This is a genomic window from Neobacillus drentensis (assembly GCF_036962125.1).
Lineage (GTDB): Bacteria > Bacillota > Bacilli > Bacillales > Cytobacillaceae > Neobacillus > Neobacillus drentensis_B.
The window spans coordinates 314,699-335,338 of sequence record NZ_JBALOA010000005.1; the positions used below are offsets into that span (position 1 = coordinate 314,699).

Annotated in this window: 12 protein-coding genes; all 12 read left to right on the top strand. The window is 39.0% G+C overall.

What is annotated here, in order from left to right:
* Window positions 1-65 precede the first annotated feature (65 nt).
* Window positions 66-728 carry a beta-phosphoglucomutase gene (gene pgmB / locus V7121_RS05995; RefSeq protein WP_335495281.1) on the top strand — a complete coding sequence of 221 codons (663 nt, stop codon included), beginning with the start codon at window positions 66-68 and terminating at the stop codon, window positions 726-728.
* 4 nt (window positions 729-732) lie between these two features.
* A complete protein-coding gene (locus tag V7121_RS06000) occupies window positions 733-2,457 on the top strand; it encodes a glycoside hydrolase family 3 protein (RefSeq protein WP_335495279.1) in 1,725 nt (574 codons plus the stop codon).
* Between the two features lie 74 nt (window positions 2,458-2,531).
* On the top strand, window positions 2,532-5,372 hold the full coding sequence (locus V7121_RS06005; RefSeq protein WP_335545998.1) for a glycoside hydrolase family 78 protein: 2,841 nt from the start codon (window positions 2,532-2,534) through the stop codon (window positions 5,370-5,372).
* A 346-nt stretch (window positions 5,373-5,718) separates the two neighbouring features.
* Entirely contained in the window at window positions 5,719-7,191 is a 1,473-nt protein-coding gene (locus V7121_RS06010) for an apiosidase-like domain-containing protein (RefSeq protein WP_335495273.1), read from the top strand.
* 324 nt (window positions 7,192-7,515) lie between these two features.
* On the top strand, window positions 7,516-9,084 hold the full coding sequence (locus tag V7121_RS06015; RefSeq protein ID WP_335495272.1) for a sugar hydrolase: 1,569 nt from the start codon (window positions 7,516-7,518) through the stop codon (window positions 9,082-9,084).
* A gap of 205 nt (window positions 9,085-9,289) precedes the next feature.
* Entirely contained in the window at window positions 9,290-12,733 is a 3,444-nt protein-coding gene (locus tag V7121_RS06020; RefSeq protein WP_335546158.1) for a glycoside hydrolase family 3 C-terminal domain-containing protein, read from the top strand.
* A 233-nt stretch (window positions 12,734-12,966) separates the two neighbouring features.
* Window positions 12,967-14,733: a sensor histidine kinase gene (locus tag V7121_RS06025; RefSeq protein WP_335546000.1), complete on the top strand. Its 1,767-nt coding sequence runs from the start codon at window positions 12,967-12,969 to the stop codon at window positions 14,731-14,733.
* Between the two features lie 3 nt (window positions 14,734-14,736).
* Window positions 14,737-15,858 carry a response regulator gene (locus V7121_RS06030; protein WP_335546002.1) on the top strand — a complete coding sequence of 374 codons (1,122 nt, stop codon included), beginning with the start codon at window positions 14,737-14,739 and terminating at the stop codon, window positions 15,856-15,858.
* Between the two features lie 45 nt (window positions 15,859-15,903).
* Window positions 15,904-17,211, top strand: a complete 1,308-nt coding sequence (locus V7121_RS06035; protein ID WP_335546004.1) for an ABC transporter substrate-binding protein — start codon at window positions 15,904-15,906, stop codon at window positions 17,209-17,211.
* 227 nt (window positions 17,212-17,438) lie between these two features.
* Window positions 17,439-18,764, top strand: a complete 1,326-nt coding sequence (locus V7121_RS06040; protein WP_335546006.1) for an ABC transporter substrate-binding protein — start codon at window positions 17,439-17,441, stop codon at window positions 18,762-18,764.
* A gap of 86 nt (window positions 18,765-18,850) precedes the next feature.
* On the top strand, window positions 18,851-19,717 hold the full coding sequence (locus tag V7121_RS06045; RefSeq protein WP_335495264.1) for a carbohydrate ABC transporter permease: 867 nt from the start codon (window positions 18,851-18,853) through the stop codon (window positions 19,715-19,717).
* A complete protein-coding gene (locus V7121_RS06050) occupies window positions 19,717-20,610 on the top strand; it encodes a carbohydrate ABC transporter permease (protein ID WP_335546008.1) in 894 nt (297 codons plus the stop codon). Before V7121_RS06045 ends, V7121_RS06050 begins: the two co-directional genes overlap by 1 nt.
* Window positions 20,611-20,640: the final 30 nt, after the last annotated feature.

Consider the following 20,640-nt stretch of genomic DNA (forward strand, 5'->3'; position numbering starts at 1 on the left):
ACGCTTTCAGATGTTGCCACAATTGGTGGTTACGTCGCTTACTAAACAATGTAAGGATGGGAACTATGAAAATATCCTCAATAATTTTTGATTTAGATGGTGTGATTGTTTCTACCGATGAATATCATTACCAGGCTTGGAAACAAATCAGTGATCAGGAAGAAATTTACTTTGATAGAGAAATAAATGAAAGACTACGTGGAGTAAGCAGAATGGAAAGTCTGGATATTATCTTGAGTCATTCTGATAAAAGCTACAGTGAAAATGAAAAACGACTTCTTGCACAGAGGAAAAATGATATTTATTGTGAACTGCTTAACAAGTTATCGCCAGACGACATTTTGCCTGGGGTTATTGATCTATTATTGAGTTTAAAAGCAAGAAATATAAAGGTAGCAATCGGTTCTTCCAGTAAGAACACTCCATTTATTTTAAAACAAATAGGTTTAACTTCTAATTTTGATGCCATAGCGGATGGAAATAGTATCAAAAATAGTAAGCCCGATCCAGAGGTCTTTTTACTAGCAGCGAAAATGTTAGGAATACCACCAGTCGAATGTGCTGTTATTGAAGATGCTCAAGCAGGAATTGATGCTGCAAAAGCTGCCGGAATGAAGGCGGTAGGTATAGGGTCAGCAGCGAATTGCTTAAATGCTGATATGAAATTAAGCGATCTCACTAATTTAGATATAGACCAATTATTAGAAGTAAACGAATTTAGGAGTTGATCCCATGATTAAACTAAATGCCACCATAGCACACTTAAAAAACAAACCTTTTTTTCTTAATGACAAAGAAATCGAATGGGTCGAAGAAACACTTCAGTCTATGAACTTGCATGAAAAAGTGGGGCAATTATTTTGTCCGATTGGCAGTTCAGACAATAAACAAGAATTAGAAGCATTTATAGAAGAATATCATCCAGGCGGTATCATGTATCGGCCAGATACAGGCGCTAAAATACAGGAAACCCATCGGTTGTTACAGGGGCTTTCTCCCGTACCTTTATTGATTTCAGCTAACCTGGAAGCCGGAGGAAATGGGATTGCTACGGATGGTACCTATTTCGGAAAACAAATGCAGGTGGCTGCAACAGATAATGTAGATATGGCCTACAAGCTAGGGCTAGTAGCTGGCCGTGAAGGCCGGACAGTTGGCTGCAACTGGGCATTTGCTCCAATTGTAGATATTGATATGAATTATCGTACCCCGATTACTAACGTTAGAACGTTCGGTTCTGATCCAAAACGAGTTGCTAATATGGCTAAATCGTTTATGAATGGTATTCATGAAAGCGGACTTGCCGTTGCCGTGAAACACTTCCCGGGTGATGGGGTAGATGACCGGGACCAGCATCTTTTATCATCTGTAAATAGTCTATCTACAGGAGAATGGGATCAAACATTTGGCATGGTTTACCAAGAGATGATTGAAAGCGGAGCGAAGTCGATTATGGCGGGGCATATTATGCTTCCTGAATATTCGAGAAAGCTATTACCCGGAATTGAAGATGAAAATATAATGCCGGCTACACTTGCTCCGGAATTACTCAACGGGTTGCTTAGAGAACAATTAGGCTTTAATGGGTTGGTTGTAACGGATGCGTCTCCAATGTTAGGATTCACTGTATCAGAAAAGAGAGAAATCGCGGTACCAAAAGCCATTGCTTCTGGCTGTGATATGTTCCTTTTCAATCGTAATATTAAAGAAGATTATGAGTTCATGTTGAAGGGAATTGAAACAGGAATCCTTACTTTGGAGAGAGTTGATGAAGCCGTTACAAGAATCCTGGCTCTAAAAGCTTCGCTAGGTTTGCATGTCCAAAAGCAACAAGGCACGTTAGTACCCAGTGAAGCTGAATTATCTGTATTACAGTGTGAAGAGCACAAGGTTTGGGCAAAAAAATGTGCAGACCAATCCGTCACATTAGTAAAGGATACACAAAAATTGTTGCCTATAAGTGCAAAAGAATATAAACGAGTTCGCCTCTATGTACTAGGTGATCAAGAAGGCGGGCTAAAAGAAAGTGGTTCGGTAACCCAACCGTTTATCAACTCTCTTGAAAATGCTGGATTCCAAGTGGATCTCTATAATGATAAGCAAGTTAATTTCCAAGAGTTATTCATGAGTGTGAACGATTTTAAAGTGAAATATGATCTTGTTATATACGTAGCGAACCTTGAAACGGCAAGTAACCAGACGACAGTACGAATTAATTGGCAGCAGCCTTTGAATGCGAATGCTCCATGGTTTGTGAAAGATATTCCTACATTGTTTATCTCGGTTGCTAATCCGTACCATCTTCAGGATGTGCCAATGGTCAAGACCTATATTAATTCCTACTCATCTAATGAATTTGTAGTAGAGGCTATTGTCGAGAAAATCTTAGGTAAATCGGAATTTAAAGGGATGAATCCAGTAGATCCGTTTTGTGGAAAATGGGATACTAGACTCTAAAATACTGGGGCACTTCATTTTGAGATGAAGTGTCGTCTTTTTATAGAGATACGATTATGAAAGGAAAGTGAACAATGAGAATTAAAAATATGAAAACCAACCGTATGACAAACCCGTTAGGATTTGACTTAGGAAAACCACGGTTATCCTTTGTAACCTTCGACACTGCGGCTACAAAACAAACAGCAGCACAAATCCAGGTTGCACTTGATGAAGAGTTTACAAACATTGTATTTGATAGTGGCGTGAGCGAGGCGATTGACAGCCTGGCTTTTGAACTTCCGATTAACTTAGAGCCAAGTACACGCTACTATTGGCAAGTTACGGTTTGGGCGGATAACGGCGATAAGGCAACAAGTGAACTAGCATGGTTTGAAACGGCAAAACTAACAGAGCCATGGAGTGCCAAGTGGATTTCTCCAGTTTTAGACAAGGAAATTCATCCGGTGTTAATCAGGGAATTCGACCTGCCCAAGGAAATTGTTTCTGCACGTGCCTATGTTTGTGGTTTGGGTTTATATGAAATGGAGATTAATGGTGAAAAGGCCGGGGATGAATACCTCACCCCTTATTTCAACGCTTATGACAAATGGCTACAATACCAGACCTATGATATTACAGGATTAATTAAAACTGGCCAAAACACTGTCGAGGTTTGTCTTGGAAATGGGTTATACAAGGGACGCTTTGGGTTTGAAGGCGGGGAAACTGAAATTTATGGTGATCAATTTGCCCTTTTATGTGAGATTGTCATAAATCATGCAGATGGAACGACAACTGTTATTAATTCGGATGACTCTTGGAAAGCAAGAAAGAGTCAAATTCTATTTAGTGGTATTTATGACGGAGAAATTTACGATACATCGACAAATGATGCCACCTGCTACGATGTTAAGGAATTTGATTTGGGATACAATCGTTTAAAGGCAAGATTGAGCCTTCCTGTAGTGGTGAAGGAAGAGTTAAAGCCAATCGAGGTTATCATTACTCCAGCCGGTGAAACAGTCCTAGATATGGGTCAGAATATGGTGGGGTGGGTTCAATTTAAAGCCAATGCTACTAAGGGTTCTGAAATTGTTTTACAGTATGCCGAACTTCTTCAGGAAGGTAATTTTTATCAAGACAATCTGCGTACAGCAAAGGCAGAGTTCAGGTATATTTCCAATGGAGAGGAATCTACTGTAAGGCCGCATTTTACTTTTTACGGTTTTAGATATGTGAAAGTGTCTGGCTGGAACGGTGAAGTAAATAAGGAAGATTTTACAGGATGCGTCTTATATTCGGATATGGACCAAACCGGAAGTATTGAAACTAGCAATCGATTAGTTAATAGATTATTTCTAAACGCTTTATGGGGTCAAAAAGGTAATTTCTTGGATGTGCCTACAGATTGCCCTCAGCGTGATGAACGCATGGGCTGGACTGGCGACGCTCAAGTCTTTTCAGGAACAGCTGCCTTCAATATGGATACCTACGCTTTCTTTAGTAAGTACGGGTATGACCTTGCTCAGGAACAGGCAGCATTAGATGGAATGGTTCCAATGGTAGTCCCAATGGCCACTGTTAAAGGCGGCGGTTCAAGTGCATGGGGAGAAGCGGCTACTGTAATCCCTTGGAACGTCTATCTTCATTATGGTGATAAAGCCATACTGGAACAGCAATTCGAGAGTATGAAGGGCTGGGTTGATTTTATCAAAAGGGCCGATGATGCTTCAGGTGCCAAAAGGCTATGGACGACAGGCTTCCATTTTGGGGACTGGCTTGCATTAGACGGAGAGGATCCGAATTCACCGATGGGTGGAACAGAAACAGCTTTTATCTCTTCAGCTTATTATTGCTATTCCTCGATGCTAGTCGCAAAGGCAGCAAGGGTATTAGGCAAGGAAATGGCACAGGAATATGAAGAGTTATCAAATGAAGTAAGGGCGGCAATTCAATCCGAATACTATACATTGACTGGACGTCTTGCCTTGAACACACAAACAGCGTTAGTTGTTTCATTATTTATGGATCTTGTTCCAAAGGAGCATCGAGATAGACTAGCAACTGATTTGCATGAAAGATTGAAAAAGGATAAAAACCATTTGAAGACAGGATTTGTCGGCACGCCATATTTGTGCAGAGTGCTTTCTGAGAACGGAGACAATGATTTAGCTTATACTCTATTGCTAAACAAAGATTATCCAAGCTGGTTGTATGCGGTAACTATGGGGGCGACAACGATTTGGGAACGTTGGAATTCCGTATTACCGGACGGCAAAATTAGTGGAACAGATATGAACTCTTTGAATCATTATGCATATGGTTCCATTGTGGAATGGATGTACCGATATGTGGCAGGGATCAACCCAGTGGAAGATAAGCCTGGTTTTAGACATGTTCGATTGGCACCGCAACCTGATTATCGATTGAAGTATGCTAAGGCATCCCTGGATTCTGCGGCAGGATTATACGAAAGTCAGTGGGAACTAACAAAAGATGGACAATTGACATTTAAGTTTGTTATTCCTTTTAATGCTACAGCTACCGTTGAATTACCTGATGCTGACATGGAAAACGTCCAAGTGAATAGAAAGTCTTTAAGTAGCTTAGGAGTTATTGCAAGTCAGAACGGTAAAAAGGTGCAGGTGGAGTTACACAGTGGAACTTGGGAATTCGAATATATGCCAGAAGTTGAATATATCAAATACTACAGTACACATATGCCATTAAGTGAATTGGCTAGTAATGATGAAGTAAAAAGTGTATTAGAAGAGACTGTGCCTCAAGCCGCTTCTTTACCTAGGGAGATGTTAACCAACTTAGGCCACCAATCGTTAAGAGAACTGTCCCATATGCCATTCTTGCCAATTTCGGTAGAGATCCTGGATGAGTTAGATTTAAAGTTAAAGGAAATTAAAGTCGTAGTACAGTAACCTAAAAAAGAGACTTTATGTGGAGAAGTGCCGGATGAAAACTGATGAAAATCAATATACGGGTTCCTTACATTTTAAGTCATGAATCATGGAGACTTCTGGGCAGACAGATCTATTGGGCACCAGAATGTTATTATTATATGGGCTCATTTTTTCTAGTCGCTCCTTTTAGATCAGCCTTTCAAAATGTAGGGACTCAAATCCTCATCGCAGATTCACCAACCGGACCGTTTCGACCTCATAGTTATGGTCCGGTTACTCCAAAAGACTGGAATTGTTTGGGATGGTACCCTGTATTTTAATGGTAATATAAAAGACTAGCATTCTTTTCAAAAAGGAGAAAAAAATGGATAGGTTAAAAATCTCAGAGAATAGAAGATTTTTTACACTTCAGGACGGGAAACCATTTATTTGGTTGGCAGATACTGATTGGACAATTGCACAGAGATTAAAATGGGACGATACAGAATATTTGATGCAGAAGCGAAAATCACAAGGATTTACTGTATTGCAGATTGTAGCACTTGACCCGGAACAGGACAAGGAAATGAGAAATCCTACCGGAGAAAAGGCTCTATTAAATGATAATTTGAACACTCCAAATGAAAAATATTTTGAATACCTAGACTGGATCATCTACAAAGCAGCGGAATATGGATTTTATGTACTATTGTTGCCTGTTTGGGGAGAACTTGTGGTAGGTCATAACTGGATGGGTGAGTTTTCAGAAAAGATTGTCACTAAGGAGAATGCTTTTCAATACGGAAAATGGATTGGAAATCGCTATAAAGATAAAACGAATATCATTTGGTGTCTAGGCGGGGACCGGCAGCCGATTCATCTAGGAGTGGATTACAAAGATGTTTGGCGAGATATGGCGGAAGGGATTGCCAATGGGGTGCTACTAAAAGATCTTAAACATAACGACAAGGATCCTGATTGGCAAAAGCTTTTAATAACTTATCATGCATGCCATGAAGCGGAGACAGGGGAATGCTCAACCATGTCCTATTGGACAGATGATGAAGCTTGGATTTCATTTATTATGATTCAATCTGGTCATGGATTAACACCTAAAAACTATGAATTGGTGGAAAATGATTATAATAGAAAAAATCCCATGCCTGTTTTTGACGGAGAACCTGCTTATGAACAAATGCCAACAACTTGGCCGATTGGATCAGATTTTCATGGGGGATGGATGGTGAGAAAACGTGCCTATTGGAGTTTGTTCGCCGGGGCGTTTGGTCATACATATGGGCATCCTTCGGTGTGTTGGATGATTTCAGAAAAGGAAAGAGACAGTTTCAGAAGATATTCTTGGTTTGATGCTTTAGACCAACCAGGAGCATGGCACATGAAAATCTTACGTGATTTTTTGGAATCTAGAGATTTAAGTCAGTGTATACCGTGTCAGGAATTATTAATTGAACAAAACGGTAAGAAGGAAGATATTATAGATGAACACATACAGGCATGTATAGAAAAGGAAGGGAACTTTGCTTATCTATACTTCCCATCAGGTGGAGAAGAAACTATAGATACAAGTAGATTGAAAATAGATCAAGTTCAGATTTGGTGGTTGAATCCCAGAGATGGACAATGCTATACCCAAGAAAATGTCATAACAGATAAACCCATTAGTTTAAAAGTGATAAATAGTGGTGTATTAAAATTAAAAACACCAACTAGCGGTAGAGAGAAGGATTGGGTTTGTGTGATAGAGAATAAAAAAAGTCACACATCAATCCCCGGCAAAGCAAGGAAGTACGGTGAAATGCCTATACCATCTGAAATCAAGAAAACGTTTATGTGGTAATTAAAAAAGGACCGAATATTGAACAATTAAATCATTGTTCAACATTCGGTCTTTTTTATGAAACATTAGTTAATCCATTTTCGATTCTGTAAGAACCCCTTGCTAGAATCGGTAAGTCATTACTAGAGGATAATTGAAATTTATTTATCTAATTATATAGGATAAGGGGTTCCATCTCGAATTTTTTATTTCAAGCCTAACTACAACTCTAAAAAATAAGTACATAAATCAAAAGAATGGTACACTATTGTCCGGCGAAAGCTTAGGCTATGATGTTTGTAAAAGTGATCGGGACAGTCCACCCGAAGAAATGGGGGAAGCGGGATGAGTATTCAGAAACTAGTAAATCAAGTAATAATGAGGAACGAGAATTTTATAGAAACCGCAGAAGAACTGAAGCCACAACTTCATGAAACCATTGTAAAGCCTACATCGATCGTTGCAATTAAAGCGGATTCTGAAGCAATTCATGGATGGAGTTCAGAGGTTGTTGCCCCCGCGTCAACTCTTTCAGACTCTGAATTTGGGAAAAATGATTTGTTTGTTCTGGATTTTGGTGACCATCAGGTTGGCTATCTATCATTGAAGATTCGTCCTGCTGGAAGCCCGCCAGATGCACCGCTTAAACTTAAATTGACAATTGGCGAGATGCCTGTTGAGATTGCAGAGCCTTTTGAAAATTATAAGGGATGGCTCAGCAGTTCGTGGCTGCAGGAAGAAACTATTTTTGTGGATGTTTTACCAGCTGTGATTACCTTGCCGCGACGATACAGTTTTAGATATGTAAAGTTTGACGTAATCGATACCTCGCCAAAATATCAGGTTGTCTTTGAAAGTGTGGAATGCAGAGCTGTTTCATCAGCAAATATAAATACTGTCCAAAAGATTTCTCACCAAGATGCGGAACTTCAAAGAATGGATGAAATCAGTATCAAAACACTTGCAGATTGCATGCAGGATGTTTTTGAAGACGGACCGAAACGCGATCGCAGACTCTGGCTCGGTGACTTGCGATTACAAGCATTAGCAAACTATGAAACATTCGGTAACAATGAACTCGTTAAGCGATGTCTTTACCTATTTGCAGGTGTTCCGGATGACAAGGGAAAGGTTTCGGCCAATGTATTTGTAGCCCCACAACTAATTGCCGATGATACCTATCTTTTCGATTATTCCTTATTCTTTGTGGCAACCTTACATGATTATTATGTTGCAACAAATGACTTAGAAACCTTAAAAGAGCTGTGGCCAACTGCGTATCGCCAGATTGAAGTTGCGCTGGAAAGATTGGATGAAAATCATATTTTAAAAGATTCTTCTGATTGGTGGTCATTCATAGATTGGCAGGAAGGATTAAACAAGCAAACTCCATCTCAAGGAGTGTTAATCTACACCATGAAACAAGCTATCCTTCTTGCTGAGGAATTAAACATATCAGAAAAGGATAATTTAAAAGCACGGTTAGAGGAAATAGTGGAGGCAAGTAAAACTCATTTATGGGATAAAGGACAGCAATTTTTTATCAGTGGAACTGATCGCCAAGTTTCTTGGGCTAGCCAAATTTGGATGGTTCTTGCAGGTGTTTGGACAAAAGAAGAAAATAATAAACTGATGAAGCATTTATTAGCAGAAAATCCGGAAGTTGGTATCGCTACCCCATACATGTACCACCATCTTGTTGAAGCACTGCTAGTATCTGGGGAGAAAGATCGAGCAATCGAGGAAATGAAATCTTACTGGGGCGGAATGATTCAAGATGGGGCAGATACTTTTTGGGAATTATATGATCCCAACAATAAAGACTTTTCTCCCTATGGCAGCAATCTAATCAACAGTTATTGCCATGCTTGGAGTTGCACACCGACCTATTTAATTAGGAAGTATGCCTTATAATTCGCACTTTTGAAAGGACAATCAATTAGTTGGTTGTCTTTCTTCAATTAATTTCCTTTTCTAAAAAATGCGTACATTAATCAGAAAAATCTGACACTATCAAACAATCATGGTGCAGGCTATGATATTTGTATAGGAGACCGGTCCTTATTTTTCGAAAAGAAATGGAAACGCTTTAATTTTTAGGGGAGGAAGTGTGAATTTGATGAAAACATCCCAGCTCACTAAGATGGGAAAAAGAACTCTATCAATAATCCTTACTACTACACTTGCAGCAGGTTTAGTTGGTTTCCATGCACCTAAGAAAAAAGCCGAAGAAATAACTGTATTTAAAAAGCAAGTCGGCGGGGTATTTGATGGAATGCCATTGTTTGATGGCGTACCTAATCATCTTGATGCATTTGTCGATGCTTATTTTGATTATACTGGTTTAGAAGGACCAGCTGTATATGCTACTGGCTCAAGGAATCATTATACTTTACAGCGAGGATCAAATGCCGGCAGAGTAATCCCTGGTGCACTTTCAGCAGCGGATAATGTTCAGGGGATATCCACAGATTTCCCAGCCCTTGTCGGTATGGGACAAACCTGGAACAAGGAGCTTCTTACTGATATTGGAAAAGTGATGGGGAGCGAGAAAATCAGTACTTTAAAGGTAAAACAAGGTGAATCTAACATTCACGGTGGTGCAAATGCTTCGGCGACTGTTGCCTTCACAGTCGTTAGTGACATGCGAATTAATCCGCTAAGTGGAAGATTTGACGAAGGATTCTCCGAAGATCCAAACATGGCTGCTACGATGGTCGATAAGATGGCATCGGGTCTTAGCGGTACCGATCAAGAAAAGAGTGATAATGGGTTTTGGACGCGTGCTGTGGTAGGAACGAAGCATTTTTCTGTTTATAATGCCCAGTGGTTCCGTCAAACAGCTAGTAACAGTGCAAGTGCCCGGTCGATTTTTGAATATCAAACCAGGAGTCCTTTGAAGGCGCTTAGCTCGGGATCGGTAGGCGGTGTTATGACTTCTTTCGGACGTACGAACGGAATTCCAAACATTCTCTCTCCGTACCAACGTCATGCCAATAATTTTTCTAAGTACGGAGTTTACAGCTCTCCGGATTTTAATGCTGACCAACTTGTTTTCCAAGAAGGTTCGCAAGGGAATGGGTACGATACGAAGTATGCAACAGACCGTACGAACGCCTCAATTTTAATGATTTTGGCCAAGGCAAACGCAGGCCGTCCAGGACCTAACGAACAGAATGCAAAAGATGATGTTGCTGCTATCGTAAATGCAGTAGAACAAGGCAAATACGGTCTTACAAAAGAGGACTTAATCGAAGCAGCACGTCCGCATGTAAATCAAATGGTTCGAGTTGGTATCTTTAACGAAGTGGACGCTAATGGAATTCCGAAAAATTACCCATTTGCCGAAGAGGCAAAGGACGTAAGAACGGCGCCAGCCAATTTCAATACACCTGAACACCAACAAGTAGCCCTACGTGCCGCAGAGGAGAGCATTGTATTGCTCAAGAACGATGGTACTCTGCCACTTGCAAAGAACAAGAAAGCTGCTGTTTCAGGAGTATATGCAGATGCGAGGTTCAAAACGACTTACTCGGTTGGAACGACACCAGCTATCGAAAACTCTGGTATCTCCCCGTTACTGGCAATTATTAAAGCAAATGGGGCTAATAACGTATCATACGCTTCTGGAGCTAAAGTCGTAGCATTAAAATCCAAACTAAACAACCAAATCGTTACGGCTAATGAAAATGCTGCAAATGTTGCAAATGGTTCCCAGTTGGTAACGACGTCTAATCCTTTCGATGTGAATAACCCAGCCCAATTATTTGAAGTGTTTGATTGGGGACAAAAGGGTTACAGCATTCGTTCTCAAAAGAATGGACGTTGGGTAACATCTCCTACTGCTGGGAATGCGGCTGTTGAAAACACAAATAATACGGCATTAAACCTAACAAATAATGACTGGAATCTTGCCGAGATGCTAGGCAGTACAAGTACAATTCCCCCGACCATTCGGATCGAGGAGAATTCAGACAAGACTGTCTCACTTATTTCGAGCGGGTACCGGACTGGATTTAACGGAGATTTCTCGAATTGGTATTACACGAACGGCCGCTTTATTACAACAAGTTCCGATGGTAAACTGAAAACCGCGGGCACAACACTAACAAACAAAGCGAACGCTGCGAATCGAAATGATGATGTGAAATTTGAACAAACAGTTGTGAAGGAAGTAGGCTCAGATGCTGTTAAGCGCGCAGAAACAGACGATTACGCTGTCGTATTTGTAGGAGCAATTCCGCGTCACAGCGCAGGCGAAGGTACCGATCGCTCTGATTTGAATATGGGCGATGCTGACTACCAATTGGTTGATAAAGTATCTTCCGCTTTTGCAGCGAAAGGGAAAAAGACAGTGGTTGTTGTTAAATCTAGCTTCCCTGTTGGAATAGAAAAGATTCAAAACAATCCAAACGTAACTGCAATTCTTTACCAACCATATGGTGGACAATATGATTCCTATGCATTATCAAAGGTTTTGTATGGTGACTACGCTCCGACGGGTCGTTTAGCTTCTACATGGTATGCTGATATGTTTGCATTCCCTGCCATCAATAAGTACTCGATTCCTGAAGGAAATACAACTGTAACCTTGGACGGTGTCGATCCACGCTATACCGTGGATATGACGAATGCCGATCCAGAAGAATCAAAGTTGACCTATATGTACACAAAAGCAAAGGTAACCTATCCATTCGGCTACGGTCTCTCATACAGCAAGTTCACCTATAGCGATTTCACTGCACCGAAAATTGCGAATGGAAAGGCTCCTTTCAAAGTAACTGTAAAAGTTAAAAATGCTGGAAAGGTAAATACTTCCGAAGTCGTCCAGTTGTATGTTAAAAACAAAAAATCGTCTTACGGCAGTCATGCACCTCAAAAGCAATTAGCAGCATTCGATAAAGTTGCTTTAGCTGTCGGTGAAACAAAAACAGTAACACTTGCAGTAGACCCTAAAGATTTTGCGATTTGGGACGTAAATGCGGGTGATTTCATTGTGGAGGATGGAGATTATGAGCTTATGGTTGGAGCTTCATCAAAGGACATCCAAGACGAGAAAGAAATCGAGATTTCTGGCGAATCGGTTGCAGCGCTGCCAACAAATAAGCAGATAAATGTGTTCGACCATGCGTTTGCTTCGAATCAAGTTATTTATAACGAAGTTTCAAAGGCTAGAACGGCTGAAAACTTAAAAGCAAAGAAGGTTGTTGGCGGTTATTATGCCGTCCATTCTAAACAAAGTGGTTCTTGGGTCGCTATTCCGAAAATGGTACTGACCGGTTCTAAAAAGGTAACAGCAAGTGTTGCTTCCGATGGTGCTGGCGGAAAAATAACGTTGCATGCTGATTCCGTGGACAGTGCATCTTTTGCGGAAATTGATGTTCCAACGACAGGGAAGAATACTTATACAATTAATAATGCTGGAGTGCAGGTAAACGAGTTAGGTTATAAAAATGTAAGTATTGACTTGGGCGAAAATACTCCGAAAGGACAGCATACGATTTATATTGTTTTTGAAGCACCTGACCTTCGAATTGACAACTTAGCATTTGAGGTCAAATAACTAAGCCTCCGGTGATTAATTAACTAGTGCTAGATAAAAGCACTTTATGAAGTAGTAAATATCACAGCCCTTACCTGTAGGTATGGGCTGTGGTATATTTAAAACGGAAGCAAAAAAACAATTTTTATAGAAAAAACAAACAGAAACAAAAACTTTTTTTATTTTCATATAGAAATACGATTCATTTGCCGTTATGATGAAAATATTAAGTTAATTAAAAGTGGTGGCTAAGTATGGATGTAGTATTCAGAAGAATCAGAAATTATATTCGTAGTGACAAAATTAGATATAAATACTTTTTTATTATGCTCTGCCTTTCCATATTTCCACTATTATTACTTGGGTTTATTTCTTTTAATATAGCTAAAAATACACTAGTTCAAAATCAAGTGGAGACAACCGGAAATAATCTCCGCACCTCCAGTGAAGTAACTGACCTTTTATTTCGAAATATCATCAATATGGAACGTGTCATTTCATGGAGCAATAGTGTCCGCCAAGAATTAGTTGACAGTGCTGCTTTTTCAGAAGTGGGGAAGAATGCTCTAGACCACAATACAACCAAACGTATGCAAGATTTAATTTCTAGTTATTTTATTGATACTGAAGATATTGATTCGGTCTGTCTTTTTGATATACATTTTCGCCCTGTTTGCTATGGAAATCATAATAGCATTGGAAATTATGATACTAACAATAGGTATAAGGAGATTACTAATTCAGAATGGTATCAAAAGAGCGTTAAAGCTCAGGGCAGACCAATTTTCTTTAGTGAAAATGTCTTGTTAAAGACAGAGGATGTTACTACTTTTTCTTCAGTTAAACTATTGCGTGACCCACAAAATGTATTTAACCCAAAGCAAATTGGCTTATTAGTTGTTAATATTAAAAAATCAATGTTTTCTAGAGTTCTATCAAATGATAGTAACAGTGTTATTGCTGTAATCGATTCCTCTAATAATCGAGTTAATACGGTTTTTAGTAATTCCACTACATTGGATAAAGAATTGTCTCGAGTGAAGAATACCTTATCCATGTTTCAAAACTTGGAACAAAAAGGTTATCTGATTAGTAGTTATACAAATAATTCAACAGGATGGACCTTCGCAAACATTACTAAAGAAAAGGAACTCTTAAAGCAGTCAAATAAGATTGGAATTATTACAGCTAGTATTTCTACAATTATTGCTTTTATCGCTTTATTAATCTCTTACATATTATCTGGTAAAGTTGCAAAGCCATGGGTGCAATTAAAGAAGATGACGGTTGATTGGGCCAAAGGGCTTTGGGGATCAGGACAAGATAATGAATCTGACACCATAGATGTAATCGGTGAAACATTCCAGAGAATAACAGTGGAAAATAAGGAACTAAATGAGCGGCTTATACATTCCCAGTTAAAAGAACGGGAAGCAGAGCTTCGTGCATTACAAGCTCAAATTAAGCCGCATTTTTTATATAATACACTTGACTCCATTTATTGGATGGCCATTCTGCAAAACAATGAGGATATCGCAGAGATTGCCGTAGCCTTATCACAAAGTTTTAAACTAAGTCTAAATAATGGAGAAGATATGATTCCGATTTCAAAGGAATTGGAGCATATCCACCACTATTTAACCATCCAGAATCTCCGCTATCAAGACCGGTTCCGTTACATCGAGGATGTGGATTCAGCCTTACTCGAAAAGCCGATTCTTAAACTATTGCTTCAGCCATTTATTGAAAATGCAATTTATCACGGGCTTGAGACAAAAGTTGGGGAGGGGACCATTAAATTAATCGGAAGAATCTCTGAGGACTGGATTACGTTTACAATCAAGGATAATGGAATAGGAATAGAGGATATAAAGAAGACCGATACCGGTTTTGGAATAAAGAATGTTCGTGAGCGAATCAAATTGTTTTACGGAGAGGAAAGTACACTTTTCATCTCAAGTAAGGTTAATGAAGGAACCTGTATAGAGATTAGTTTTCGTAATGTTGCAAAGGGGGAGTAATGGTTGCTTAAAGCAGTATTGTTTGATGATGAATACATTGTTCTTCAAGGATTGCAAAAGATGATTGACTGGTCAAAATACGGGATTGAGTTAGTCGGTACTGCTAGTAATGGGTACGAAGCAATTGATTTAGTTGAAACGCATTCTCCTGATATTGTTTTTACCGATATTCGCATGCCTGGAATGGATGGCCTGGAGGTTGTAGAAAAGGTCCTAAAAGCTGCACCTGAGATCATTTGTGTTGTTTTTAGTGGGTTCAATGAATTTGAATATGTTAAAAAAGCTTTAAAACTCGGTGTTTCCGATTATTTGGAAAAACCCATCACCATCCCAATGATTGAGGAAACGATCCAAAGAATCTTAGAAAAATTTCTTCAAAAGAAAACCGTTCTTTCCTTAAAAGAAAAATGGGAGGACAGCCGAATCGAACTAATAGAAAAAGCAACCTTAGATTTACTTCTACAGGGGGAAGAAACACTACCTAAGTGGAGAAGAAACTTTGAAAAAGAAGCAAAGAACATAGTGGCTGTAACCGTTTTCGCACTATCAGGAAAAGGTCCGGATTTACCTTGTCACCCTTCTTATTTTTCAGTATACATCCGGAATGGAGCCGAGCATTTACTTGTGATATATCACTTTGAAGATACTTCAGCAGAATTGCGTGATCAGTTATTATATCTAATGGACGAGAATGGAATATCAATAGGTATAGGACAAACCTATCCAAGCTTAACTGATGCATCCATTAGCTACAAAGAAGCAATCCAAGCGTTACGTGTCCTCCTGGTACGAAGGGATAGAAAACATGAGGCAGTCGAGAAGGCATGTACATACATTGAAAGAAATTTTTCAAAAGATTTAACATTACAAGATGTGGCGGAACATGTTGGGATGAATCCGACATATTTTAGTCTTCTTTTTAAGGAAGAAATGAAGCTATCATATATTAAATACTTAACCAAGCTACGAATGGAGCGGGCTAAGGAACTTTTGCAAGATGGGAATAAAGTAGGAGATGTGAGTGAGAAAGTAGGTTACCATACTTATAGACATTTCTCCGAACTATTTAGGAAACATGTCGGTGTAAATCCGGGCCAATATCGAGACTCTTTTACTTTACATTAACCTTATCATAATCAAACAGAACGAAAAGAAAGTGCGGAAGAAAGTATGATGAATAATCGAAAAATATTATCAATTATATCCACTATTCTATTAATATATTGTATTTTAGCAGGTTGTAGTAACAATAGTAACGGGCCAAATCATTCAACCCCAGAGGAAGTTACCTTGACCCTCTTAATTGAAAATCAAGCAGATCAAGATGGAATCAGGGCTGTCGTTAAAAAAATAGAAAGCAAATATCATATAAAAACGGAAATTGAAACTCGTCCAAGTGGAGTGGAAGGTCACCAAGTGATGGAAACCAGATTAGCAACGGGTGATATGGCCGATTTGGTTATTTATAATTCTGGTTCACTCTTACAATCTCTTAATCCGGAGGAATACTTTGTCGATTTATCGAATGAACCGTTTATGAAAAATATAGTCGACCCTTTTAAGAAATCAGTTTCCGTCAACGGAAAGGTCATGGGGCTCCCCATCGGTAGTGCCAGTGCTGGCGGTTGGCTGTATAATAAAAACGTTTATAGACAACTGGGTCTATCAGTTCCAAGAACGTGGGCTGAATTAATAGCAAACAGCGAAAAAATAAAGGCTGCTGGAAAAACAGCAGTAATTGGTACGTATAGGGATGACTGGACTTCACAGCTAATCGTTCTGGCCGATTTTCATAATGTTGTTTCTGAGGCTCCGACATTTCCGGCAGATTTTTCAGCAAATAAAGCAAAATTTACTACTACATCCGCGGCATTACGAAGCTTTGAAAAATTAGCAGAGGTGTATAAAAAGGGGCTTTTAAATAAGGACTTTCAATCAGCTGACAATAAAGAAGGTTTGAAAATGCTCATTGATGGAACAGGTGTCCAATACCCTATGCTTTCTGGAAAATTAATGGCGATCGAAAAGAACCATCCAGAAAAGTATAAAGATATTGGATTCTTTGCTCAGCCTGGAGACTCCCCTGAAAAAAATGGAATGACAATCTTTATGCCAGCCGCGATTTATGTAAATAAGAATACACAGCATTTGGAAGCGGCCAAAAAGTGGTTAGCCTATTTTGTTTCTCCTGAAGGTGTTAAAACGTTGTTTGCCGATAAGAGTCCCGTTGGACCGCTTGCAATAGAGGGTATAAATGTACCAAATAATACGATCCCAGCGGTAAAGGATATGCTCTCCTATTTTAATTCTGGAAAAACAACGCTCGCCCTTGAATATCTCAGCCCATTAAAAGGTCCTAACCTACCGCAAATTACGATAAAAGTAGGCAGTGGACAAATTTCAGCAAAAGCTGGTGCCCGGTTATACGATAAAGATGTGGAAAAACAAGCAAAACAGCTCGGTCTTCAAGGATGGTAAAAGGGAGTTTTGTTAATTACCAAAAAATAGTCTTTCTTTCATTTAATGATAGAAAGACTATTTTTTTATCAAAATCAAAATAATTACTCCATTCTGAAAAAAACGGACATAATTCAAAAAAAAGCATCACTTATTAATTAGGTTGAAAGCGCTTAAAATTAAAGTAATCACCAAGTAGTAATGCCATAAATGGGCTAGGTTCGCATAATTAAAAAGGGGGAAAAAAGATGATCCAAAATAAAAGAAAGAAGATTGCCTCATTATTGCTAAGCAGTGCACTAATGGCAGGGATTTTAGCTGGATGTACAAGCAAAGAAGAAACCACTTCGGGTGGTACTAAAAGTAAGGAAAAAGAACCTGAAAAAGTAACATTTTTAATTGACAATCAAACACAATTAGATGGAATTAATGCCATAATCGATGCATTTGAGAAGAAGACTAATATTAAGGTAGAAATTGAGACACGCCCTGGCGGCTCAGAGGGTGACAATATTATCAAAACTAGATTAGCAACTGGTGATATGAATGATTTAGTATGGAATAACTCAGGATCACAGTTACAGGCACTTAACCCGGAACAAAATTTTGTTGATTTAAGTAAAGAACCTTTCATGGAAAATATTATGGATGGTTTCAAGGAAGCAGTTACCGCAAATGGGAAGGTGTTTGGAATTCCTGGCACACCAACGAATGCAGGTGGCTGGTTATATAACAAAAAAGTTTATGCAGAACTAGGTCTTACTGTTCCCAAAACATGGGATGAATTGATGGCTAATAATGAAAAAATTAAACAAGCTGGTAAAACGGCTGTTATTGCTACGTATAAAGATACTTGGACATCACAGGTGATTGTTCTTGCTGATAACTACAATGTCCTTGCGGAAAGTCCGAATTTCGCAGCTGATTTTACGGCAAACAAAGCAAAAATTTCTACTACTCCAGCTGCCCTTCGCAGTTTTGAGAAATTAGCAGATGTGAATAAAAAAGGGTACTTAAACAAAGATTTCCTTTCAACTGGTTATGATGCAGGGTTGAAAATGTTGGCCGATGGTACTGGTGTACACTATCCAATGATTACTTTCGCATTGGCTAATCTTGCCGCAACTTCCCCTGACAAAATGCAAGATATTGGCTTCTTCCCACAACCAAGTGACAGTGCGGATAAGAATGGTTTAACGGTTTGGATGCCGGCTGGAATCTTTATCAATAAAAATAGTGAACATATTGATGCAGCTAAGAAATTTTTAGAGTTTTATGTATCACAAGAAGGTACTGATTTATATACTGCAAAAATCAAACCAACTGGTCCTGTAGCGATAAAAGGAATAAAGCTTTCCGGCGATGTATACCAAGCAGTACAGGATATGCTTCCATATTTTGAATCAGGCAATACAGCTCCTGCACTTGAATTCTTAAGCCCAGTCAAAGGACCTAATCTAGAGCAAATTACAACTCAAGTGGGCAGTGGCATTAGTTCGGCCAAAGAGGGAGCTAAGCTATACGATAAAGATGTTGAAAAACAAGCAAAACAACTTGGTCTTGAGGGTTGGTAATAAAATATTAAACTATTCATTTATTGGCCCTGACTAGTTTCTAGCAGGGCCAATATCTTATAAAGGATGGAAGGGAGGAACAGCAGATGAATAAGTTAACAAATAAAACGTACACGTATTACTTTCTATTACCAGCGGGTATCGTATACTTCGCCTTTTTCTTGTTGCCAACCATTATGTCCCTGTTTTTCAGTATGACATGGTGGACGTTAACAGATTGGAAATTTATTGGGTTTGACAACTTTAAAACATTCTTAACTGAACCGTCTTTAAACATAGGCTTTAAAAATACTCTAATCTACGCGGTGGTCACATGTGGTTTAAAAGTCATACTCGGACTGTTACTTGGTGTTTTTCTAAGTACAAAACTGAAAACTGTCGGATTTATTCGTTCCATGATCTTCTTCCCAACCTTGTTAAGTACAATTGCCGTTGGGATTGCATTTACCATGCTGATGCATCCTTCACAAGGACTGATCAATATTGTGCTAAAAGGTTTGGGAATTGTTGGGCCGGATTGGTTAGGGAATACCCAGATTGCTCTATTATCTGTCGCCTTGGTTGATGTTTGGAAAGGAATCGGGATGGCGACCGTCATTTTTATTGCTGGAATTATGTCGATTCCAGAAGATTATTATGAGGCAGTTATGATTGATGGAGGAAACGCATGGCATAAATTTAAGAATATCATCTTACCTCTTAGCCGGCCTGCCATGAACACGGTTATCATTCTTTCTTTTATTGGCGGGTTACGCTCGTTTGATTTAATCTGGACCATGACAAAAGGGGGGCCAGGTTTTAGTACCGACCTGATTGCTTCTATTATATATAAGCAATACCAGGCAGGATTTTTTGGCCTTTCAACTGCAGGAAATGTCATTTTATTCATCCTAGTTTCTGCATTAGCCTTCCCTCTGTACGCGTATCTTAATAGTAAAGAGGTGGACTTATAATGAGTAAGGTTGTCATAAATGGGATCGGAACAAAACCCTTAGTTCCAGACAAAAGTAAGGTAATAACTCGCAAAAAATTATCGAAGCTGCTAATCGAATGTTTCGCGGTTTTAGCCACATTGGGGATTTTTGGAATACCCTTTTATTTTGTTATTATCAATGCGTTTAAAGATGTCCAGGAATCATCATTGTTAAATATGGATTGGCCAAGTGCTTCCCATTTCATCGAGAATTTACAAGAGGTTTTAAGTGCCAGAGATGGAATGATTCTCCATGCTTTTTATAACAGTGTGATGATTACAGGGTTATCAATTATTCTCTTAATCTTCCTTGGTGCTGCTGCCGGATATGTCTTACAGCGTAAAGTTTCAAAAGTAACTCCGTATATTAATTTTTTAATCTTAGCTGGATTAATAATTCCTCCCGCAGTGGTTCCAACCATATGGGTGCTCCAAGAAATTGGTCTGTTTAAAACGATGCCAGGAATTGTGCTTGTTGAGGTGGCGTTGAACTTACCATTTACGATTATTTTGTATCGAGGGTTTCTGGTTACGATTCCTAAGTCACTTGATGAGGCTGCATTAATAGATGGATGCGGAAGGTTTAAATTATTTTTTCATATTATTTTGCCATTATTAAAACCAGTATCTGCTACAGTGGTTGTATTAACGGCCGTAAGTGTCTACAATGATTTCGTTAATCCCTTATACTTCTTTCCTGGTGCGGAAAACGCCACATTACAGTTAACACTTTATAACTTTATGAGTATGTACATTACAAAATGGAATTTACTTTTTACGAATATACTAGTAATTTCTATTCCACCTCTCATTCTATTTATTATTTTTAACAAGAAGATTGTCGCCGGAATGACAGCCGGCTCGGTTAAGTAAGAAGACTATAAAGTTAAGGCCCGATTCTTT